The organism is Clostridium moniliforme, from assembly GCF_017873235.1.
GTDB lineage: Bacteria > Bacillota > Clostridia > Clostridiales > Clostridiaceae > Clostridium > Clostridium moniliforme.
Map to the genome: position 1 here is coordinate 123,368 of NZ_JAGGJZ010000002.1, position 21,750 is coordinate 145,117.

At 25.8% G+C, this 21,750-nt stretch carries 22 protein-coding genes; 19 read left to right on the forward strand and 3 right to left on the reverse strand.

The features are described from left to right. The first annotated feature begins 25 nt into the window (after window positions 1-25). The 5 genes from fsa (at window position 26) to J2Z53_RS03955 (ending at window position 5,483) form a co-directional block, all read left to right on the forward strand. Entirely contained in the window at window positions 26-676 is a 651-nt protein-coding gene (gene fsa, locus J2Z53_RS03935) for a fructose-6-phosphate aldolase (RefSeq protein ID WP_209795937.1), read from the forward strand. 136 nt (window positions 677-812) lie between these two features. Next, entirely contained in the window at window positions 813-1,529 is a 717-nt protein-coding gene (locus J2Z53_RS03940; RefSeq protein WP_209795938.1) for a M48 family metallopeptidase, read from the forward strand. 79 nt (window positions 1,530-1,608) lie between these two features. Further along, window positions 1,609-3,447, forward strand: a complete 1,839-nt coding sequence (locus J2Z53_RS12950) for a PRD domain-containing protein (RefSeq protein WP_209795939.1) — start codon at window positions 1,609-1,611, stop codon at window positions 3,445-3,447. Window positions 3,448-3,535: 88 nt separating this feature from the next. Continuing rightward, window positions 3,536-4,054: a hypothetical protein gene (locus J2Z53_RS03950; RefSeq protein ID WP_209795940.1), complete on the forward strand. Its 519-nt coding sequence runs from the start codon at window positions 3,536-3,538 to the stop codon at window positions 4,052-4,054. Window positions 4,055-4,394: 340 nt separating this feature from the next. Further along, complete coding sequence (locus J2Z53_RS03955; protein WP_209795941.1) at window positions 4,395-5,483, forward strand: ribose-phosphate pyrophosphokinase; 1,089 nt, start codon at window positions 4,395-4,397, stop codon at window positions 5,481-5,483. Between the two features lie 50 nt (window positions 5,484-5,533). Here J2Z53_RS03955 and J2Z53_RS03960 read toward each other — a convergent pair whose 3' ends face one another. Beyond that, window positions 5,534-5,944, reverse strand: a complete 411-nt coding sequence (locus tag J2Z53_RS03960; RefSeq protein WP_209795942.1) for a universal stress protein — start codon at window positions 5,942-5,944, stop codon at window positions 5,534-5,536. A gap of 193 nt (window positions 5,945-6,137) precedes the next feature. After that, the gene (locus J2Z53_RS03965; RefSeq protein WP_209795943.1) at window positions 6,138-6,941 is read right to left on the reverse strand and encodes a MurR/RpiR family transcriptional regulator; all 804 of its coding nucleotides are present in this window, start codon (window positions 6,939-6,941) and stop codon (window positions 6,138-6,140) included. A 203-nt stretch (window positions 6,942-7,144) separates the two neighbouring features. Here J2Z53_RS03965 and J2Z53_RS03970 point away from each other — a divergent pair, with 203 nt between their 5' ends. The 5 genes from J2Z53_RS03970 (at window position 7,145) to J2Z53_RS03990 (ending at window position 9,497) form a co-directional block, all read left to right on the forward strand. Then, a complete protein-coding gene (locus tag J2Z53_RS03970) occupies window positions 7,145-7,678 on the forward strand; it encodes a hypothetical protein (RefSeq protein WP_209795944.1) in 534 nt (177 codons plus the stop codon). Window positions 7,679-7,839: 161 nt separating this feature from the next. Further along, window positions 7,840-8,220 (forward strand): hypothetical protein, encoded by a 381-nt coding sequence (locus tag J2Z53_RS03975; protein WP_209795945.1) that lies wholly within the window; start codon window positions 7,840-7,842, stop codon window positions 8,218-8,220. Between the two features lie 189 nt (window positions 8,221-8,409). Further along, window positions 8,410-8,619: a hypothetical protein gene (locus J2Z53_RS03980; protein ID WP_209795946.1), complete on the forward strand. Its 210-nt coding sequence runs from the start codon at window positions 8,410-8,412 to the stop codon at window positions 8,617-8,619. 393 nt (window positions 8,620-9,012) lie between these two features. Further along, window positions 9,013-9,237, forward strand: coding sequence for a DUF1659 domain-containing protein (locus tag J2Z53_RS03985; RefSeq protein ID WP_209795947.1), 225 nt, complete (start codon window positions 9,013-9,015; stop codon window positions 9,235-9,237). A gap of 38 nt (window positions 9,238-9,275) precedes the next feature. Next, complete coding sequence (locus J2Z53_RS03990) at window positions 9,276-9,497, forward strand: DUF2922 domain-containing protein (RefSeq protein ID WP_209795948.1); 222 nt, start codon at window positions 9,276-9,278, stop codon at window positions 9,495-9,497. 58 nt (window positions 9,498-9,555) lie between these two features. Here the strand turns inward: J2Z53_RS03990 and J2Z53_RS03995 are convergent, their stop codons facing one another. Next, a complete protein-coding gene (locus J2Z53_RS03995) occupies window positions 9,556-10,482 on the reverse strand; it encodes a DMT family transporter (protein WP_209795949.1) in 927 nt (308 codons plus the stop codon). A 412-nt stretch (window positions 10,483-10,894) separates the two neighbouring features. Here J2Z53_RS03995 and J2Z53_RS04000 point away from each other — a divergent pair, with 412 nt between their 5' ends. The 9 genes from J2Z53_RS04000 (at window position 10,895) to cls (ending at window position 21,744) form a co-directional block, all read left to right on the forward strand. Beyond that, the gene (locus tag J2Z53_RS04000) at window positions 10,895-11,488 is read left to right on the forward strand and encodes a hypothetical protein (protein WP_209795950.1); all 594 of its coding nucleotides are present in this window, start codon (window positions 10,895-10,897) and stop codon (window positions 11,486-11,488) included. Between the two features lie 349 nt (window positions 11,489-11,837). Continuing rightward, window positions 11,838-12,791, forward strand: coding sequence for a helix-turn-helix transcriptional regulator (locus tag J2Z53_RS04005; protein WP_209795951.1), 954 nt, complete (start codon window positions 11,838-11,840; stop codon window positions 12,789-12,791). Window positions 12,792-13,238: 447 nt separating this feature from the next. Next, entirely contained in the window at window positions 13,239-13,784 is a 546-nt protein-coding gene (locus tag J2Z53_RS04010) for an NADH peroxidase (RefSeq protein WP_209795952.1), read from the forward strand. 544 nt (window positions 13,785-14,328) lie between these two features. Continuing rightward, window positions 14,329-14,871: an NADH peroxidase gene (locus J2Z53_RS04015; protein WP_209795953.1), complete on the forward strand. Its 543-nt coding sequence runs from the start codon at window positions 14,329-14,331 to the stop codon at window positions 14,869-14,871. 262 nt (window positions 14,872-15,133) lie between these two features. Continuing rightward, on the forward strand, window positions 15,134-15,286 hold the full coding sequence (locus tag J2Z53_RS04020; protein ID WP_204596206.1) for a zinc-ribbon domain-containing protein: 153 nt from the start codon (window positions 15,134-15,136) through the stop codon (window positions 15,284-15,286). 211 nt (window positions 15,287-15,497) lie between these two features. Beyond that, window positions 15,498-16,040 carry an NADH peroxidase gene (locus J2Z53_RS04025; RefSeq protein WP_209795953.1) on the forward strand — a complete coding sequence of 181 codons (543 nt, stop codon included), beginning with the start codon at window positions 15,498-15,500 and terminating at the stop codon, window positions 16,038-16,040. Window positions 16,041-16,281: 241 nt separating this feature from the next. Further along, window positions 16,282-17,385 carry a glycosyltransferase family 2 protein gene (locus J2Z53_RS04030; protein ID WP_209795954.1) on the forward strand — a complete coding sequence of 368 codons (1,104 nt, stop codon included), beginning with the start codon at window positions 16,282-16,284 and terminating at the stop codon, window positions 17,383-17,385. A gap of 80 nt (window positions 17,386-17,465) precedes the next feature. Beyond that, window positions 17,466-20,030, forward strand: coding sequence for a DNRLRE domain-containing protein (locus J2Z53_RS04035; protein WP_209795955.1), 2,565 nt, complete (start codon window positions 17,466-17,468; stop codon window positions 20,028-20,030). 283 nt (window positions 20,031-20,313) lie between these two features. Further along, window positions 20,314-21,744: a cardiolipin synthase gene (gene cls, locus J2Z53_RS04040; protein ID WP_209795956.1), complete on the forward strand. Its 1,431-nt coding sequence runs from the start codon at window positions 20,314-20,316 to the stop codon at window positions 21,742-21,744. Window positions 21,745-21,750 lie beyond the last annotated feature (6 nt).

The window sequence follows — 21,750 nt, forward strand, 5'->3', positions numbered from 1 at the left end:
TAATATTTAAAAGGAGTGAGTTTTTATGAAAATATTCATAGATACTGCTAATGTAGAAGACATAAGAAAAGCAAGTAAGCTTGGAATTTTATCAGGAGTAACAACAAATCCATCACTAATAGCAAAAGAAGGAAGAGATTTAAAAGAAGTTATCGAAGAAATTTGCAGTATAGTAGATGGACCAATAAGTGCGGAAGTTATAAGTCTTGAAAGCGATAAAATGATTGAAGAAGGTAGGGAGTTAGCTAAACTTCATAAAAATATAGTAATAAAAATACCAATGTGTGAAGAAGGACTTAAGGCAGTTAGTGTACTTTCAAAAGAAGGAATAAGAACAAATGTAACATTAATCTTCTCTCCACTTCAAGCATTACTTGCAGCAAGAGCTGGAGCAAGTTTTGTAAGTCCATTCCTAGGAAGGCTAGATGATATAGGAAATCCAGGAATAGATGTTGTAAGTGAAATAGCAGAACTATTTGCAATACATGGAATAGAAACAGAAATAATAGCAGCAAGTATAAGAAATCCAATGCATGTATTAGATGTAGCAATGGCAGGAGCAAATATTGCAACTATTCCATATAAAGTAATAATTCAAATGATAAAACATCCATTAACTGATATAGGAATAGAGAAATTTACTAAAGATTATGAATCCTCCAAAAGAAATAATTAAAACTTGTTTCTTTTGAAATATAACCCTAATAAGAAGGTATATGACTTTAATGTATATACCTTCTTATATTTTGTTGTAAATTATTTATTAAAGTTATAATATATAAACTATATATTAAAAATACTAGGAGAAATTTATGAAAAAGATTAATATAACTTATAATGAAAAAAGTTTTTCCTTTATTCTTATAAGAAAAAATGTAAAAAATATAAATTTAAGGGTTAAATTAAATGGGGATATTATTGTAACTGCAAATAATAAAATAAATGAAAACTATATTATAGATTTTGTAAGAACAAAAATGGATTGGATTTTAAAGCATAAAGAAAAATTTTATGAAATAAGGCAAAAGTCATTAGAAGAAGCAGAAAATATAAAACAAGATAGAATTAAATATTTAGGAAATATTTATAAGGTACGAATTGCAAAAGGTGATAAAGAAAGTATAAAACAAGAAAAAGATGAAATATATATTTTTTTAAAAGACAATAATAATGAAAAAAGAAAAGATACTCTTTTAAATAAATGGTATAGAAATAAGTGTGAAGAAATTTTCAATGATGTTTATTTTAGAATGCTAAAAAAATTCGAATATTATAAAATTCCTCATGTGGAAATAAAAATAAGGAAAATGAAAAGCAGGTGGGGTTCATGTAATCCTACTAAAAGAATAATAACATTAAATAGTGAACTTATAAAAGCTTCTATTTATGAAATTGAATTTGTTATGTGTCATGAATTATCTCATTTAGTTGAAGCAAATCATAGTAAAAATTTTTATAAAATTTTAGAAGATGTAATGCCAGAATGGAAAAAGAGAAAGGAAAAACTAAATAAATTTTATTTAGTATAGCACAAATACTGTATCATTTTTTATGGAGATGATATAATTTTTTTGAAAAGGATTAAATTAAACTTAAGGGGAAGAATAAGTGAACAATAAAGATAAAATAGAAAAATGTTTAAAAGAATTAACTTTAGAACTAATTAAGTATGAAGATTTTAAAGGAATACAAGCGCTTAGAATTGCAGAAAAATTAAATTTAAGAAGAAATGTTGTTAGTCATTATTTAAACCTTTTAGTAACAGAGGATAAGGTTATAAAGATAAAGAGTAGACCAGTTTATTTTTTACATAAAGAAGTGGTTGAAAACTATGAAGAAGAAAAAAAGAGAGAGGGAACTCTTGAAAAGTATATAGAAGATGAATATAAAAATTTTATAGATATTCTCTTAAAATATAATGAAAAACAATTATCAATGAAAGAATTAAGGCATAAAATTACTATTATTATGAATACATGTTTAAGTCATATAGTGTATAACGAAAAATATAATAATGATATTTTAGAAAGTATATATTTAAATACAGTAACTAATACATTAAAAATAATAAATGAAAGTTATGGAATTAGATATTATGGAAGTACTTCAAAGGTGCTTAGTAGAATATTATTATTTTTCTCTGGATGTAATAGATTACATTTAAATCTAAAAGAAGAGCTTAAAAATAAACTAGAAGATATAGAAATAAAAGATTTTTCAAGAGAATATATAATTACGGAAAAAATACTTAGAAATGTTAGTAATAACTTAGGATTTCATGAAGATTTTAGTATAAAATTGTTCATTACTTTATATATTTTCACATTAATAGGAAATAAAAACACAGAAATAAGTGGAATAATAATTTCAAATGGATATTCAACAGGAAGCAGTATTGCAAGTGCAGTAAACAAATATTTTGGTGATTTTATATTTGATGCTATTGATATGCCTATGGGTACCTCATTAGAAGAAACAATAAAATTAATAAAAAGTTACATTGACAAAGGAAATAATAATAAAGATACAATTATATTAGTTGATATGAAGAGTTTATTACCAATAGGTGAGAAATTAAAAGAATTAATAAAGGGGAATATTTTAGTTGTAAATAATATTACAACAGAGTTTGTTATTAATATTTCAAAGAAGATAATAGAAGGAGAGAGCTTTAATAACATTAGAAATTTTATCAATGACAATTCTAAAACTGAATATGAATTTATAAAATTCAAAAATAAGAAGAGGGCAATACTTACAACTTGTATTTCAGGACTTGGTACATCTGTTAAGATAAAAGAACTTTTATCAAAAGTTCTTGGAGATGCTGGCATTGATATAATTCCTTATGAATATGGAAATTTAGCAAATAGGGGAATTGATGATGAAATATTTAAAGAATATGATATTAAACTCATAATAAGCACAACAGATTTAAAAATAGATGGTATAAATTGTATCTTATTAGAAGATTTAGTTTCATCAAATAATGATTATATTTTAGATAAAGTATTGTTAGAGTTTTTGGAAGAAGATAAAATAGAATATATAAAAAAAGATCTTACTAAAATATTTTCTCTTCAAAATGTAATGAATCAATTAAGTATACTTAATCCAAATAAAATTATAAATGATGTTGAGAAAATAATATTAAAACTTGAAAATTCGTTTAATGTAGTTTTTTCATCTTATCTTAGAATGCTTCTATATATTCATATAAGTGTTATGATAGAAAGGTTAATATTAAATCATGGAATTAATGGAGATCCTTCTAAAGAGAAAGAATATATAAAAAATAATAAAGATATTATAAAATCTATAGAAGATAGTTTTATAGAGATAGAGGAAGAATATAATTTTAGTCTTACTATAAAAGAAATAGAAATAATTCAAGAGATAATTGAAAATAGTATTGGTAAATTAATAAAAGTTAAAAAATATTTATAAAAAAATAATTATTGATTAATTTTCTGTACTAATAATTTTGTTAAAATAACATTATAGATAAATTTTATTGAGAAAAGAGATGATAGAAATGAAAAAATTTGATATTAATGAATTATTAAAAAAGATAATTATGATAGATAATAACATAAATGATAGTGATAAAGAAAGTTTAATTAAACAAATTAGTTATAGAGAAGTTACAAGTCTACAAGGATTAAAAATAATAGAAGGAATATTAAATTATGGTATTATACTTAGTGAAGAAGAAATTAAAAAACTTCCAAATGTAGATTGTAAAAAATTAAATACAGCTTTATATTTAATACTTAAATATTATATGAGACTTGATAATGAAACATTAACTACAGCATTAGATTCATTGTTGAGTATAAATATAGATTTAATTAGTGGAGGATTCTATGAAAAAGATGCTATGGCACCTATTTCAGCTTTACTAGATATATTAGAAGATTATGCAACAGGATCAAATCCAGTAGACATTGAAGAATATGATATAAGTGATAATGAAATAAGTCTTTATGAAGTTAAAGTAGATTATGGAAATAAAGAAAAAATAAGAGATTTTGAAAGAACATTATTTAGTTAATTAAAATTATAAAGAAGAGAGTTAAAGTTTAAAAAACTTTAGCTTTCTTTTTTTTATAATAATATATATTTATAAAAAATAACTTGAAAATAAAATAGGTCATATTATAATTAGAATTGAGTAAAAATAGTATAAATATTTTATGTATAATATTTAAAATTAATTTTATTATTTCATAATGAGATATGCTATATTATATAAATAATAAATTACAGAAATAATTCAAATAAAAAATTTATAAAAATCAAAACAATTAATATGAAAAATAGAATAAAAATGATATACTATATATAACAAAATGATATACTATATTTTAAAATATAAAAAAGGAGATAGATAAATGACTGAATTAAACCATGAATTAGGAATAATAGCGTTAGAAAGTTGCACAGAATTAGGTAACGCCGTTGATAAGTATATTCAAGAGAAGAGATATTCTGATAAATCATTCCTAATACCAACTGAAGAAATAAGATTTTCTAATGGAGAAGGAAAAGTTAAAATTTCTCAAAGTGTTAGAGGAAAGGATATTTATATTTTATGTGATATTGGAAATTATAGTTGTACATATAAGATGTTTGGATTTATAAATCACAAAGGTCCAGATGAGCATTTCCAAGATATAAAGAGAACTATATCAGCTATTAAAGGAAAAGCTGCAAGAATAACTGTAATAATGCCACTTTTATATGAATCAAGACAACATAGACGTAAAGGTAGAGAATCTTTAGACTGTGCATTAGCACTTCAAGAACTTGAGAGATTAGGAGTTGATGAAGTTCTTACTTTTGATGTACATGATCCTAATGTTCAAAATGCTTGTCCTTTACTATCCTTTGAAAATATATACCCAACATATGATATAGTAAAAGCACTTATAAGTAATGAATCTTCATTAGAATTAGACAAGGAAAAATTACTTGTAATTAGTCCAGATACTGGAGCAATGGATAGAGCTATATACTATTCAAGTGTTTTAGGTGTTGATGTTGGTTTATTCTATAAGAGAAGAGATCATTCTTTAGTTGTTAATGGTAAAAATCCTATTGTTCAACATGAATATATGGGAAGAGAAATTTCAGGAAAAGACGTTTTAATAGTTGATGATATGATAGCATCAGGAGAATCAGTTCTTGATATTGCAAAAGAATTAAAGGATAGAAATGTTAGAAATGTATATGTAGCTACAACATTTGGATTCTTTACAGAAGGTTTAGAAAAGTTTAAGAAATATTATGAAGATGGAGTAATATCAAGAGTTTATTGCACTAATTTAACATATATTCCACAAGAATTAATGGATTCTAAATGGTTTAAAGGTGTTGACATGTCAGAATTCTTAGCTAGAATAATTGATAGATTAAATTATGATAAATCTATTGCAAAATATATGGATGCAACAGAAATAATAGGAAAACTATTAAAATAATATAGTTATTATATATGATAAAGTCCCTGTAAAAATACAGGGACTATTTTTTAAGATTGAGGAAGTACAATTACAGTACATTTTGCTTTTTTTATTACTTTAGCAGTAACAGAACCAACAATTGCTACAAATTTTTTCTTTGTGTTCTTTGACATAACAATTGCATCAATGTTTTTACTTTGAGCACAATCTAAAATTTCTTTATCTACATATCCAAATGCAAATTCTTTTTCACAATTAAATTCACTTAATTCTATATAAGCTTTATTTAATATATCATTTCCTGAGTTTTTATTTTCAGTAAGTATTTCGGGAACTACGATACCATTAATAAATACTATTTCTCCTACATTTAGTAATACTACATCTGTTTCCTTTGGATTAAAATTATGTCTTACATAATTAAGGGCTATTAAGTCTCTATCACTTCCATCTAAGGGTAATAATAATCTTTTTTTCATAATAACCACCTTCCTTTATTATTACTTCTATACAAATAATTAAAAATCCTTTTAAATTATTCACGTTTTGTAAATGTTTACTAAAAGTTCATTAGTTAATATAAGTATAAAATAATTATAAAAGTCAAATTAATGTTTTAAATCATTATTATATCTAAGATGAATATTTATAAATATTAAAAGGTGTATAATATTATACACCTTTTAATATTGCATCAATAGTTATTTGCATCTTATTACTTAATGTTTCATCTCTAAGTAATACCATAGAAATTAAATCAAAAAGATACATAATTGAAAATTGAGAATTTATAAATCTTTCTTTATCAACAAATTTAGCATTATATACTGTAAAATTAATATCAGAATATTTTGTTATAGAACTATTTTCAAAACTTGTAATTGAAACAACTTTAGCTCCATTTTTTTTAGATATTCTAAGTGCATTTACAACTTCTGATGTTTCTCCTGAAATTGAAATACCAATAACTAAATCATCTTTTGAAGCTATTGAACTATTTATTATCATCATATGAGAATCAGATATGCAATGAACATTAAATCCCATTCTTAATAATCTTTGCATCATTTCAGCACCAGTAAGACCAGAACTACCTACACCATAAATATAAATTTTATTGGCATTTTTAATTTCAGTTACTATATTAAATATTGATTCTTTATCTATTAAATATTTAGTTTTTTTAATAACTTCATTATAATATTGATATACATATGAAAACATATCCATATCATTATTTGTTTGTTTTTCTACATTATTAGCATTTATTTTAATCTTCATATCAACAAAGCTATCACAACCAATTTTTTTTGAAAATCTTGTAATAGTAGCTCCAGAAGTTCCAGTATTTTTAGCTAATTCTTTAATGTTAATATTTTTAATCATATTACTATTTTTTATAATATAATCTGCAATGCACTTTTCTTTATCAGAAAAATCATTATATATTTTTTGGATTTCACACAAAATATCCACTAAAAGTCCTCCAATATAGTTATTTATATACAGTAATATAATAACATACCATATATTTTAATCACTAGACAAAATTGATATTTACTAAAAGGAATAAAAATAAATTATATATTTTTAAAAAAATTTATTTTTAAGTTTAATTAATTTAATAGAAATTATTATATAATTAGAATATAAAATTCTTCAATAAGGGAGGAAAAAATATGAAAAAATTAAATAGAAAAATAAGTGGAATTGTTGCAATAGTATTTTTAGGATTATCTTTAGTAGGTTGTCAAAATTCAATGGTTACAAAATCAATTGAGCAAGGAAAAGATTATATAAATAACAAGCAATATATGAAAGCACAAGATGCTTTGGATAATGCATTAGATCAAGATAGTAATAATAAAGAAGCCAATACATTAATGAATATAGTTAGTAATTATTTAGATGCTGTAGTTAATTTTAAAGATGGAGAATATAAAAAAGCAGAGAAAGAGCTAAATGAAATACCAGTAGATTATAAGGATCTAGCAATTAAAGATGATATAGATAATTTAAAGAGTAAAATTACAGAAATGGAAAATAAGAAAAAATTAAATGATGAATATATAAAAAAAGTACAAAAGCTTATAAAAGCAAATAAATATAAGGCTGCACAAAATGAACTTAATAAAATTAATATGAAAACTTTAAATAAAGATCAAAGAGACAGTGTTATTGAATTAAATAAAGCAATAAATAAAAATAACTAATAAAAAAATGCTTACTACAAATATACTTTATTTGTGGTAAGCATTTTTTATTAATTAAAAGTAATATATTTGTAATCAATTTTAATAAGTTTGTAGGAGAAATATTTATATAAAAATATTATAATTAAATTAAAGAGAGTTAGTAAACGGAGGGGATTGGTATGATTAAGGAACAATTAATAAATGCATTATTATGGAATGAGAATGAAGCTATAATTAAAAGATTAGAAGAAGAAGCAATAAAAAATGATGTGTTTGATGAAGATAATGGCAAAAAAATTAAAAGAAAGAATAAAGAAAGTTTAGGAAGTTATATTGATAGATATACTACTGAATTAATGACTAATTTTTCTATGGAAAAGTATTTAATACTTAAAGAACTTTATAGAAATTATAATAATCAAGGAGATAGTAGTTTAGTTGTAGTAGAATCAAAGAAGCCTAAAAAGTTTAAAATTCCACATAAGAAAAAGTTAGCAGTAGGAGTTGCTACAGTTGCAATAGGAGCTACAATATTTAATATTTTTAAAAAGAAAAAATAAACTGTAAGTATTGAATTTTAGTATAATCTTAAAGTATTTTCGTATAAGTTTAATTTTAAAATTTATATAAAATACTTTAAGATTATTTTTTTATTGAAAAAATTTTAATAATATTATAAAATTATAATGTTTATTAATATTATGTAAACTCATGTAAGTAAAAAATAAAAATAAACATTGGAGGCAATAATGAAGAAGAAAAAGTTAGCAGTTTTGTTGACTATTTTAGTTTCAGTTTCAATATTATCATTAGGTGGATGTTCTTTAAGATTTTTTACTAGAAGAAAAGAAAAAATTGAAACTACAAATGGAAGAAAGAGAACAGAACAAGATATTAAATCTGACAAAGATGTAATTACTGAAATAAATTTACAGGAAATAAAAGATAAATTAAATTAGTTTTGTCTAAGTGAAACAAAATATAAAATTTTTTGTTCCACTTAGACAAAACTTTTTTATTGATTAAAAATTTATTCTATTATATATAAATATTATAAAAAAAAGAATAATATGGTATAATATGTTTAAGTATGAAAATGTTTACTAGGTGTAAAGGGGGAGAAATTATGGTTAAATGGTTAAAAGATATGTGCAATAGGGGAGTTTTTTTTAGGGAAAAGAGTAATAGTGTTTTCAGAGATGAAAAACTTATAAAAATGTGGATTATTAGTGAAATGAACTAATAATTTAACTATCACAAAAGGATATTAGAAGATTTTTTTAAATCTTCTAATATCCTTTTTAGTTTTTTTCTATATATGCATATATTTTAGGTGAAAGGAGTTGGTAAGAATGATAACAAAAACAGTTGATCAAATAGCTTTAAAATTTAGCTATAAAAGAGGGAAGGATGGTAATGGAAAGGATATTATTAAATATCAAAGATTTAATAATATAAACTTAAACGCAACAGATGAAAATTTATATAATTTAGGAGAGGCGTTATCAAATATTGTAAAGTATCCAGTAGTTTCAATAGAAAGGGAAGAAGATAGCATTTTATCAAAAACTGAGTAAGAATTTAAGATAAAAATAAATATTAAGGGGGAATAAATATGTTAGAAAAATCATTAGTAATAGGATTTGAAAATGATCTAGGAAAAAAGAGTAATATAACTATTAAGGATATAAAGGATGATGTAAATAACACAACTGTTAATTCATTAATGGATTTAATAATTTCAAGTGATATTTTTGTAACATCTGGAGGCTCATTAGTCAAAAAGGTTTCAGCAGCAATAATAAGTAAGGAAGTTACTGAAATAGAATTAGTTTAGTATAATAAAAAGGATTATCTTTTAGTGATAAAAGATAATCCTTTTTTTATATATAAGTTTAATGAGAAGGACTTAGTTTATGTGATTCATTTGTCTTTTTAATTTTGTAAAGTATAAGTGATGAGCAAACTATTACAATTGTTCCAATTAGAACATTTGTTTGAATCATTTGTCCCATAATTAAAAACATTAATATAGGAACTAAAATTGGTTTTATATAAAATACACTTGTTGCAGTTATTGCTGATGTTTCTTTCATAGCACTAACAAAGAATAGGAAGCCTAATCCTTTAACAACTATACCTACATATAGTAATAATGCTAAGTCATGTAGATGTATACCTTTTACAATTGGAATATTAAGAACTAGCATACATATAAACATTACTGCTACACCAAGAAAGAAGGAAAAACTATTTGTTACAGCTTTACCATATTTGTTTATTGTTTTTGTAGCTAATACATTAAAGAATGATATTGAAATTGCTCCTAAAAGTGCTAGTGTAACACCAATTATATGATCAGATAATCCTTTTCCAGATGATCCTCCTGATAATGGATTAAATATAATAATTATTCCAATTGCAGCCATTATTATAGGAATCCAACATCTTTTATCTATTTTTTCTTTCAAGATAACTCTTGCAATTGGAATAGTTATCATTGCATTTGAACAAACAATTATAGCAACAATAGCTGGAGTAGTAAATAATAAAGCTTCTTGTAAAAGTGACATACCTATAGTAACTTGTACAAGACCTAAGATTAAAAGATATCCCCAGTCTTTTGCTGTAAGTTTAAGGTGATTTTGCTTTATATCCTTTAAAGCCATTGGCAATAGAATAATAGCGCCAATTAAAAAAGTTATTGAATTTATTTGATATGCATTAAGATGATCTAAAGCTAAGTATTTACCAGTTATTTCTTGAGTACTAAAACATAGAGCAGTTAGGAAAATGTATATATAACCTTTGTACTTTGTCATACAAAGCACCTCCTTTTAAATTTTCATAAATTATGATGTAATTGATATAAGTTTTTTATTAACCTCCTTTAATAATTTTTTATAAACATAAATATTTATGACATTTATAATATCAAAGGAGAAAATACATATAAAGTCATTTAATCAATTATTAAAAATAAGTTTTTACATATTAGAGTTAATTCTTTTAAACTTAATATTATTAATAAATAGGTTAACAATGTTAAATTTAAAATCTAAAGTAGTTTCTTGGAAAATTATGCTTTAAAGCTTTGTATTATTCATATTAGTTATTAGTAAAAATTTATGTGGTTTTAAATTTATAAGGCTACTGGAATATTTATCTATAAATGATAAAATAAAAATGTAAATATAGTTACATTTTTAATAGACTTACATGGAGGAAATAATAATGAATAAAAATTTTAAAAAGTATTTAATACTAACTATTACCTTAGGAGTTTCGATATTATTATCTGGATGTATAATAGGGGAAAAAAGAATTAATTCATTCACAGAAGATACAGAAGTGTCTGAATTGGAATCATACTTACAAAGTTATTCTAGTAAATGTAAAGAAAAAAATGAGGATATTAAAAAAGGAATTTCTAAAGAAGAAAAAAGTAGTATTCCAGAATTAACAATAAAATATGATAATGTTTTTAAAAAAGGAAGGATAATTTTATATTCATTAAAAAAGGACAATACCAATATAGTAAAAAAAGAAAAAGAAGATGTTATAAAAGGAAATGGTTTGCCTAAAGTTATAGCAAAATCAGGACAATACATAAATATGAATTTTACTAAAGCTAATCAAGAATATATAGGGGTTTGTTTATTAGATGGAGATAAGGATGTTGAGTTAGATGAAAAACTCTTCGAATCAATAGGGAAAACAAGTAATCAAATAAAGGTTCCTGATAGAAAAGGAAATTATGTACTATATATTTTTAGTGGATGGAAAGATAAGTATGTTATATATGGATTAAATTTAATATCAAAATAAATTTAATTAATGTTTAAAAGTATAGTTTAATTAAAATATTTATTTTATTATTTATTTTACTTTTAAATATGATATATAGAATATTACGTAAAATATAAAATATTATTGTTACATTTATATGTCATCATTAAAGTGTATTATTAAGTTATCTAAATAATTACTTTTGTCATAATTTATTAAAAGTTTTCTCAAGAATTAATAATAAACAGATATTATAATTATCATTTATTACAAAAGACAAAAGGTGGAAATTATTTTAAGTGGGATTTTGCTAGGGGGCAAAATCCCACTTTTATTTTGAAATTACTATCAACTAAATAATTTAAAAATAAGAGGAGGTAAATGAATATTGGGTAAGGTAAATAATGCTTTAAATATGTTAATGCTCCTTAAAAGCAGGGAAAAGATGACTAGAAAAGAAATTGCAGAAGAATTAGAGGTTGATATAAGACAAATAAGCAGATATAAAGATGATCTTTGTATGGCAGGTATAATTATAGAAGAAGAGCGGGGAAGATATGGTGGATATCGTATAAAAGAAAATATTTCATTTAATGCAAATTTAACTAATGATGAAATAAGAGCTTTAGAACTTGCAATTAATTGTGTACAAGAAGGAACATTTCCACTTAAAAAAGAATTTAATTCTGGTGTTATGAAGATTTTATCTAATTATAAAAAGGTAAATGGAAAAAGATTTTGGAACAAAAATCCTACTTTTCAAGTTAAAAGGAAAAATAAATATAATAAAAATTTAAAAGAAAAATGGTTTATCATAAATGAATGTATAGTAAATTCTAAAAAAATTAAAATATTATATTCAAATTTAAATGATGTATCTATGACAAGAATAGTTTGGCCTTATGCAATATATTTATATCAAGAAGCAAATTATATGCTTGCTTATTGTGAAGTTAGGAAAGAAATTAGAAACTTTAAACTTGTAAGAATAGAAAAGCTTGAGAAATTAGATGAAACATTTGATAAAGGAAGTTTTAATGTTAAAGAATATTTAAATAGTAGAATAGGAATATATAATGATGGAGAAAAAGTAAAAGTAAAATTAAAAATATACTATCCTTATGCAAAGTGTTTTAAAGAACATAGATGGGTAGTTTATGAAAGTATAGAAGATTATAGTGATAAAGGTTATCTTATATATGAAGGAATTATTGAAGGCAAAACTGATGTTGTTAAATGGATAATTGAAATGGGAAGATTTGTTGAAGTTTTAGAACCAAAAGAAATTAAAGATGAAATAATAAATGAATGTAAAAAAATATTAGAATTATATAATAATTAAGTATAAAAATATAGTTGAATTTTAATATTATAATATAAAAAAATAAAAAACAGGAAGTTAAATACAGAAATAATATGAATATATTAATAATAAATATTATATTTTAATTATGATTAAACAAAGAGTAAAATGTAAGAAAAAAACCTTTTATTATAAAAAAATAAGTGTATTATAAGAACCATAGAAGGCCTTCTTAGATAGTATCAGAAGAAAAAAAGTTTTGATTAACAAAAGATAAAAATATGATACACAGAAGATAATTATATAAAATAAAAGTAATTTGTACAAAAGAAAATTAATTTAAAATACAAAAGAGTAAAAATATAAAATATAAGCTTAAATTTGTTAATTTTATAGCTATGAAATATAACTAAACAAACCTTATATGGTAAATTTAAACTTAAAAAATTAATTAAAGTTATAAGATGACTTAAGGAGGAATTAGTTATGAAGAGATTTATGTGTACAGTATGTGGATATGTTTTTGAAGGAGAAGAAGCTCCAGAAAAATGTCCAGTTTGTGGAGCACCAAAAAGCAAGTTTGTAGAACAAGAAGCAGAAATGGCTTGGGCAGATGAACATAGAGTTGGAGTAGCTAAAGGCGTTGATGAAAGAGTAATAGAAGGATTAAGAGCTAACTTTACTGGAGAATGTACAGAAGTAGGAATGTATCTTGCAATGTCAAGACAAGCTTATAGAGAAGGATATGCAGAAGTTGGAGAAATGTACAGAAGAGCAGCATTTGAAGAAGCAGAACATGCATCAAAATTTGCAGAATTATTAGGAGAAGTTTTAGAAGCAGATACTAAGAAGAATTTACAAGCAAGGGTGGATGCAGAATTTGGAGCTTGCCAAGGAAAGAAAGATTTAGCAACATTAGCAAAACAATTAAACTTAGATGCAATTCACGACACAGTACATGAAATGTGTAAAGATGAAGCAAGACATGGTCAAGCATTCAAAGGATTATTAGATAGATACTTTGAAAAATAATTAGTACACTACCCCTTAAAATATATATAAAAATAGAACTAGGATATTTAAATATCCTAGTTCTATTTTTATATATATTAATTAATAAATTATTTAACTTGAAGTATATTATTATAAGAAAATTTTAAGTTTAAAATACTAAATAAAAAGATTTAATTAGAACTTTAATTATTTTAATAATTATTATATGTATTCAAATTTCTTTTTAAATTCTAAAAATATCAAAATTATTAATAAATTCTTTTAAAAAAGAATTTATTAATAAATATATAAGTTTTTTATTTATAAATTAATTAAGTGGTAATTTTTGCACATAAAATGTATAATTAAATTATTAGTAAAAAGTTTTTTTTAGAAATGGTAGTTAATACATTTTTATTATTAATTAATAAAAGATACAAAAATACTTTACAATGGATAATAATTATTATATAATAATAACTGTCAAAGGGAACAATAAAAAAATAAGAACCTTTGAGTTTAGTAAAGATTAAAAAATAAATTATATATATGTGTGTTTTAAATAATGAGGAGGAAGAAAATTATGAAAAAATTTGTATGTCAAGTATGTGGATATGTTTATGAAGGAGAAGCTGCACCAGAAAAGTGCCCAGTATGTGGAGTAGGAGCAGATAAATTTGTAGAACAAAAAGGAGAAATGGCTTGGGCTGACGAGCATAGAATCGGAGTAGCAAAAGGCGTTGATGAAAGAGTAATAGAAGGATTAAGAGCAAACTTTGTAGGAGAGTGTACAGAAGTAGGAATGTATCTTGCAATGTCAAGACAAGCAGACAGAGAAGGATTTCCAGAAGTAGCAGAAACATATAAGAGAGCAGCATTTGAAGAAGCAGAACATGCAGCTAAGTTTGCAGAATTATTAGGAGAAGTTTTAGAAGCAGACACTAAGAAAAACTTACAAGCAAGAGTAGATGCAGAATTTGGAGCTTGCCAAGGAAAGAAAGATTTAGCAACATTAGCAAAACAATTAAACTTAGATGCAATTCATGATACAGTACATGAAATGTGTAAAGACGAAGCAAGACATGGTCAAGCATTCAAGGGATTATTAGATAGATATTTTGCTTAAGATTAAAATTATATTAAATAAAAATAAGACTTAGGAAAATTCTTAGGTCTTATTTTTATTTATAAAAGAAAACATAGTTAAATAAAATAATAAGAATAAATAAGATTATATAATAAAAACTTCTTGCATATTCTATTGCACTGTGTTAAGGTTAGTAGGGTAGAGATACAAATATTTTTTTTAAAGAATAAATTAGATTATAACTTTCTCCTTTTAGAGAATTTATAAATTTTAATTAAATCTTTAAACAGGAGGAATTAGAATGGATAAAACAATAGTATGTAAAGATTGCGGTAAGGAGTTCATCTTCTCAGAAGGAGAACAAGCATTTTATAAAGAAAAAGGATTCGATAACGAACCAGTAAGATGCCCAGATTGCAGAAGAGCAAGAAAGCAACAAAGAAATAATAGATAATTTATATTATAAAGAAAAGACTATAGACTAATCTATAGTCTCTTTTTTTATTATATTAAAAAATTTATAAAATAACTTTACAATGAATAATAATTATTATATAATAATAACCATCAAAGGGAAAATAAAAAATAATAACCTTTGAGTTTAGTAAAGATTAAAAAATAAATTATATATATGTGTGTTTTAAATAATGAGGAGGAAGAAAATTATGAAAAAATTTGTATGTCAAGTATGTGGATATGTTTATGAAGGAGAAGCTGCACCAGAAAAGTGCCCAGTATGTGGAGTAGGAGCAGATAAATTTGTAGAACAAAAAGGAGAAATGGCTTGGGCTGACGAGCATAGAATCGGAGTAGCAAAAGGCGTTGATGAAAGAGTAATAGAAGGATTAAGAGCAAACTTTGTAGGAGAGTGTACAGAAGTAGGAATGTATCTTGCAATGTCAAGACAAGCAGACAGAGAAGGATTTCCAGAAGTAGCAGAAACATATAAGAGAGCAGCATTTGAAGAAGCAGAACATGCAGCAAAATTTGCAGAGTTATTAGGAGAAGTTTTAGAAGCAGACACTAAGAAAAACTTACAAGCAAGAGTAGATGCAGAATTTGGAGCTTGCCAAGGAAAGAAAGATTTAGCAACATTAGCAAAACAATTAAACTTAGATGCAATTCATGACACAGTACATGAAATGTGTAAAGACGAAGCAAGACATGGTCAAGCATTCAAAGGATTATTAGATAGATATTTCGCTTAAGATCATAAAATATAACAAAACAAAAGGACCTAGAGAAATTTTTCTCTAGGTCCTTTTGTTTTGTTACTAATATATTCAATATTTTAAATTTTTAAATGAAAAAGTAATAATACAATAATTATAAAAAATATATTATTTTAAAGTTTGAACACATTATAGAGGGAAATTTATAAAATATAGTATGTGGAATTATATCTATGTTTAAAGAGGTGAAATTTATTTGATAACAATAAGTTTATGCATGATTGTAAAAGATGAAGAAAAAACATTAGGACGATGTTTAGGTTCTGTTAGTGATTTAGTTGATGAAATAATAATTGTAGATACAGGATCAACAGATAATACTAAGGAAATAGCAAAATCCTTTGGTGCAAAACTTTATGATTTTAATTGGGAAGATAATTTTTCAAAGGCAAGAAATTATTCTTTTAGCAAAGGAACTAAAGATTATATACTTTGGCTTGATGGTGATGATTATATTGATTCAGAAAATATTAAAAAGTTAATTGTATTAAAGGGAGAATTAGATAAAAGTGTAGATTCTGTTATGATGAATTATTCATTAGTTAGAGATGAAGAAGGAAAAACGATATATTCACTTAAACGTAATAGACTTATTAAAAGAAATAAAAATTTTAAATGGGAAGGGCATGTTCATGAATGTCTAAATGTCTTTGGAAATATAATTCAAAGTGATATAACAATAAACCATGATAAAAAGAAAATTAGAACAAATAGAAATCTTTTAATATTTAAGGGAATGGAAGAAAAAGGAGAAACTTTTACTACAAGAGATTTATTTTATTATGCAAATGAACTTTATGATAATAGTTTATACTATGAAGCTTTAGAAAAATATAAGGAAGTTTTGAGTAAAAAAGATATTTGGATTGAAGATTCAAAGAGGGCAACTATTAATTTAGTAAGATGTCTTGAGTTTTTACAAAGTCCAATTGATGAAAGAATAGATTTTATTTTTAATTGTTTAAAAAAATATTCTCCAAATAGTGAAATGTTATGTTTACTTGGAGAATGTTTTGTTTCTAAAAATATTATTAATGAAGCAATAATTTATTTTAAAGGTGCTCTTAATTTAGATGAAGATAAAAATAGTTTAGGATTTAATAATAAAATTTATTCAACATGGGTTCCTGCTATAGAACTGTGTGTGTGTTACTCATTAATAGGAAATATTGAAAAGGCTTATTATTATAATGAACTTGCAAGTTTATACTCAGCACCTAAAGAGAAAATTGAATATAATAGGAAGTTTTTAAAAAATGAAATGAAATCAAACAATATAAAGGAAAGAAATTTAAAAAAGATATTAGTTTGGGATATATAACTTAATAATAAAACATCTTTAGAATAACAAAGTTAAAAATAAAGAATATAATGTAGTGATTATTTAAAGGTGGTGATTTTTTGAGTAGCAAAAATATAAGAACAAAAAATGATACTTTTATTTCTTCAAGTTGTCCAAATAAAAATTTTTCAAGAGAAAGGCTTTTATTGGTATCAAGATATGAAAATTGTGATGCTACATTAGAAAATAACAATATATTAATTAAATTTGATTTACCAAAAAATTTGTTTGAGTATGATATTAAACATGCAGAACTTAGATTTTATGTAAAAGAAATTAATTCTTGCAATGAAGATGGAGTTTGCATTGATATTTTATATAATTTATCAAGTTATGATTATAAACAAGTTAATTATTTAACTGCTCCTTTAACTAAAGTTTTTAGAAAGGATATTTTAATTGATAATAAATGTGAAAATAAATATATAACTATTGATGTAACTGAACTTGTAATAGAATGGATTGAAGAAAAAATTGATAATAATGGAATTACATTAACTATATCTAATAATAATTTAGGTGAATTAGTATTTGAATCTTCAACTTGTAATGTTGGACCTATATTGAATGTTTTTTATAAAAATGATTGTAATATGTGTACAGAAGGAATTTTAGGAATGGAAGGACCAAGGGGACCACAGGGACCAATGGGATGTAGAGGAGAAGTTGGGCCTGTTGGACCAATAGGACCAGAAGGGCCAAGAGGAGAAGAAGGTCCAATAGGACCTATGGGAGAAATAGGACCAATAGGACCAGTAGGACCAAGGGGAATACAGGGAGAAAGAGGATGCCAAGGACCAGCAGGACCAATAGGGGAAAGAGTCCCAATAGGACCTATGGGAATACAAGGTGAAGAAGGAGAAAGAGGAATACAAGGAAAAGAAGGAGTAAGAGGGCCACAAGGACCAATGGGACCTCCAGGGGAAATGGGACCAATAGGGCCTGAAGGTATGCAAGGACCAAGAGGAATAGAGGGACCAAGAGGAGAAGAAGGACCAGTAGGACCACAAGGAGAAAAGGGGCCTCAAGGAATCAAAGGGGTAACAGGACAAATAGGACCAGAAGGACCTGAAGGACCAAAAGGAATACAAGGACCAGAAGGAATACAAGGGATACAAGGGGAAATTGGACCAACAGGTCCAACAGGAGCAACAGGACCACAAGGACCAAAAGGTGAACAAGGAGTACAAGGAATAAAAGGAGATCCGGGCGAACAAGGAGAAGAAGGGCCAATAGGACCGCAAGGAATAATGGGACCAACAGGAGAACAAGGACCTAAAGGTGAAATAGGAGAAGTGGGACCAACAGGTCCAACAGGAGCAACAGGTCCACAAGGACCAAGAGGAGCACAGGGAGTACAAGGAATAAAAGGAGATCCGGGCGAACAAGGAGAAGAAGGGCCAATAGGACCACAAGGAATAATGGGGCCGACAGGGCCGAGAGGAGAAAGAGGACCACAAGGATTAGTTGGACCACAAGGGAAAATAGGTGCAACAGGTCCACAAGGACCAAGAGGACCTCAAGGAGTGCAAGGAATAAAAGGGGATCCAGGAGAACAGGGGGAAGTAGGACCGATAGGGCCAGAAGGAGAGAAAGGAGAAATAGGACCAAGAGGAGAAAAAGGAGAAGTAGGTCCTAGAGGTGAAACAGGACCGCAAGGGCCAGAAGGACCAAGAGGTCCAAGAGGATTTCAAGGAGAAAGGGGAGAAAGAGGAGAAGTAGGACCGATTGGACCAGAAGGACCAAGAGGGTTAGAGGGGCCAATAGGACCAGAAGGTAAAATAGGACCAACAGGACCACAAGGCCCAATAGGAGAAAGAGGTTTAAGAGGAGAAAAAGGAGAAGAAGGAGAAATGGGTCCTGTAGGACCAGAAGGACCAAGAGGACCTATTGGAGAGAGAGGTCCAAGAGGATTTCAAGGAGAAAGAGGAGAAGTAGGACCAATAGGTCCAGAAGGAATGGAAGGAAAAGAAGGACCGATAGGCCCACAAGGAATTCCAGGACCAATAGGACCACAAGGTCCAAGAGGTTTTGAAGGGCCAAAAGGAGAAAAAGGAGAAATGGGACCAATAGGACCTGTAGGACCAATGGGGCCTAGAGGAATTGAAGGACCAGAAGGTCCTCAAGGTAAGCCAGGGCCAAAAGGAGAAATTGGGCCAATAGGACCTAGAGGTATAAGAGGACCAATAGGACCAAAGGGAGATTGCGGAAATTCATGTACTTGTGAAAATGCATATATAACTTCAAATAAGTGCCAGATGATTTCTGGACAATGCTCTATTCCATTAGATAATAATATGATTATTTGTGGAGATTCTATAAATCATGAAGAAGGTTCTTCATGTATAGAGGTTACTAAAGGTTGCTATTTAATAAACTTTTCATCATCAGTAACAGGGGATTCAGGTGTTATTGCAGAATTAAGACTTTGCGTAAATGGAGAAATATTTAGTATTGCGGTAGGAGAAATCGGTAGAAAAGGAATGCTTATAAATTTAGCTAGTTCGGCTATAATAAATATATATGAAGATATATGTAATTGTGGAGAAATAAAACTTATAAATGGAAGTAAAAATTGTTTAAGTTATTTATTGACAAGGATAACTATAGTAAAATTATCATAATTTTAAAATATAACCTATAAAATAAAAAGCAAAATAGTAAATTTAAAAATGATTTAATTTCAATAATAATTCATTTTAATTATTAATTTATTATTTTGCTTTCTTATTAAAGAAGTAAAATATTTTATTGTTACAAATATATAAATATTTAAATCTTTATGTTTGATTGGACTTTTGAAAAAGGCTATAATAAATAAATAAATAAAAACTATTAAAAAGGATAAACTTTAAAATAAACGGAGTATTTATGAGAGATAAATATAATTTATAGGAGGAAGCGAGAGTGAGCGTTCATATAACTGTTATTGGAGTAATATTATTTCTAAATGTTGTATTAGCATTTTCATTAATATTTATTGAAAGAAAAGACCCTACAACAACTTGGGCTTGGCTTTTAATATTTATATTGCTACCAGGATTAGGTTTTCTAATCTACATAATCCTTGGACAGAATTTTAGTAGGCAAAAGCTCTTTAAGAATAAAATAATAAGAGATGTAAATAAGAAAAAGGAACTAAATGAACTATTAAATGACAATAGTGGTCATGATGGTGGAGAACAGTTTTTAGACCTTAGAAAGATGAATTACAATAATAGCGGAGCAAGATATACAGTAGGAAATGACATTGATATATATGTAAATGGAGAAGATAAATTTAAGCAACTTTTAGAAGATATAAGAAATGCAAAAAAATATATACACATTGAGTATTATATATTTAGAAAAGATAAAATAGGAGCAAAAATAATTAAAGCATTAGAAGAAAAATTAGCTGAAGGTGTTGAAGTAAGACTTTTAGTTGATAGTATGGGATCTTATACAATAACTAAAAGAAAATTAAAGTTATTTTTAGAGTTAGGTGGAAAGTTTGCAATATTTTTTCCAGGAATACTTCCTCATATAAATACACGTGTTAATTATAGAAATCACAGAAAAATAGTTGTAATTGATGGAATTTATGGTTATGTTGGTGGTTTTAATGTTGGAGATGAATATATAAACTTAGATAAAAAAATAGGATTTTGGAGAGATACTCATGTAAGAATAAGAGGAAATGCCGTTAATGATTTAAATGAAAGATTTCTTTTAGATTGGTGTTATGCATCAGGAGAAGATATTGAAGATTTTAGTAAATTTATGCCTCATAAAGATTATGAAGATGGTGAAGTTGGAATACAAATAGTAACAAGTGGACCAGATCATAATGAGGAATACATTAAAAATGCTTATCTTAAAATGATTAATAATGCAAAGAAAAATATATATTTAACATCACCTTACTTTGTACCAGATGAACCTATTTTAGAGGCAATAAGAATATCAGCTCTGTCAGGAGTAGATGTTAGAATACTTATTCCAGGAAATCCAGATCATAAATTTATGAAATGGGCAGCAGATTCTTATATAGGAGCATTATTAAAGGCTGGGGCTAGAGTTTATTATTATGAAAATGGATTTATTCATGCAAAAACTTTAGTAGTTGATAGTGCTGTTGTAAGTATTGGAACTGCTAATATGGATATAAGAAGCTTTAGTTTAAATTTTGAGGTTAATGCCTTTATATTTGATGAGCATGAAGCAAAGGTTTGTGAAGAGCAATTTATGAAGGACTTAGAAGATTCAACTGAGGTTATCTTAGATGAATTTGTTAACAGACCAAGAGGACAAAGAATTATGGAGTCTATTATTAGATTATTAGCTCCTATTTTATAAAGTAAG

Coding starts and splice junctions, on each gene's coding strand:
- J2Z53_RS04000 (WP_209795950.1), top strand. CDS start 10,895: ATGAATAAAAATTTTAAAAAGTATTTAATACTAACTATTACCTTAGGA.
- J2Z53_RS04020 (WP_204596206.1), top strand. CDS start 15,134: ATGGATAAAACAATAGTATGTAAAGATTGCGGTAAGGAGTTCATCTTC.
- J2Z53_RS04030 (WP_209795954.1), top strand. CDS start 16,282: ATGATTGTAAAAGATGAAGAAAAAACATTAGGACGATGTTTAGGTTCT.
- J2Z53_RS03985 (WP_209795947.1), top strand. CDS start 9,013: ATGATAACAAAAACAGTTGATCAAATAGCTTTAAAATTTAGCTATAAA.
- J2Z53_RS04015 (WP_209795953.1), top strand. CDS start 14,329: ATGAAAAAATTTGTATGTCAAGTATGTGGATATGTTTATGAAGGAGAA.
- J2Z53_RS03980 (WP_209795946.1), top strand. CDS start 8,410: ATGAAGAAGAAAAAGTTAGCAGTTTTGTTGACTATTTTAGTTTCAGTT.
- J2Z53_RS03990 (WP_209795948.1), top strand. CDS start 9,276: ATGTTAGAAAAATCATTAGTAATAGGATTTGAAAATGATCTAGGAAAA.
- J2Z53_RS03975 (WP_209795945.1), top strand. CDS start 7,840: ATGATTAAGGAACAATTAATAAATGCATTATTATGGAATGAGAATGAA.
- J2Z53_RS04010 (WP_209795952.1), top strand. CDS start 13,239: ATGAAGAGATTTATGTGTACAGTATGTGGATATGTTTTTGAAGGAGAA.
- J2Z53_RS03955 (WP_209795941.1), top strand. CDS start 4,395: ATGACTGAATTAAACCATGAATTAGGAATAATAGCGTTAGAAAGTTGC.
- J2Z53_RS03950 (WP_209795940.1), top strand. CDS start 3,536: ATGAAAAAATTTGATATTAATGAATTATTAAAAAAGATAATTATGATA.
- fsa (WP_209795937.1), top strand. CDS start 26: ATGAAAATATTCATAGATACTGCTAATGTAGAAGACATAAGAAAAGCA.
- J2Z53_RS04025 (WP_209795953.1), top strand. CDS start 15,498: ATGAAAAAATTTGTATGTCAAGTATGTGGATATGTTTATGAAGGAGAA.
- J2Z53_RS03940 (WP_209795938.1), top strand. CDS start 813: ATGAAAAAGATTAATATAACTTATAATGAAAAAAGTTTTTCCTTTATT.
- J2Z53_RS03995 (WP_209795949.1), bottom strand. CDS start 10,482: ATGACAAAGTACAAAGGTTATATATACATTTTCCTAACTGCTCTATGT.
- J2Z53_RS03960 (WP_209795942.1), bottom strand. CDS start 5,944: ATGAAAAAAAGATTATTATTACCCTTAGATGGAAGTGATAGAGACTTA.
- J2Z53_RS03970 (WP_209795944.1), top strand. CDS start 7,145: ATGAAAAAATTAAATAGAAAAATAAGTGGAATTGTTGCAATAGTATTT.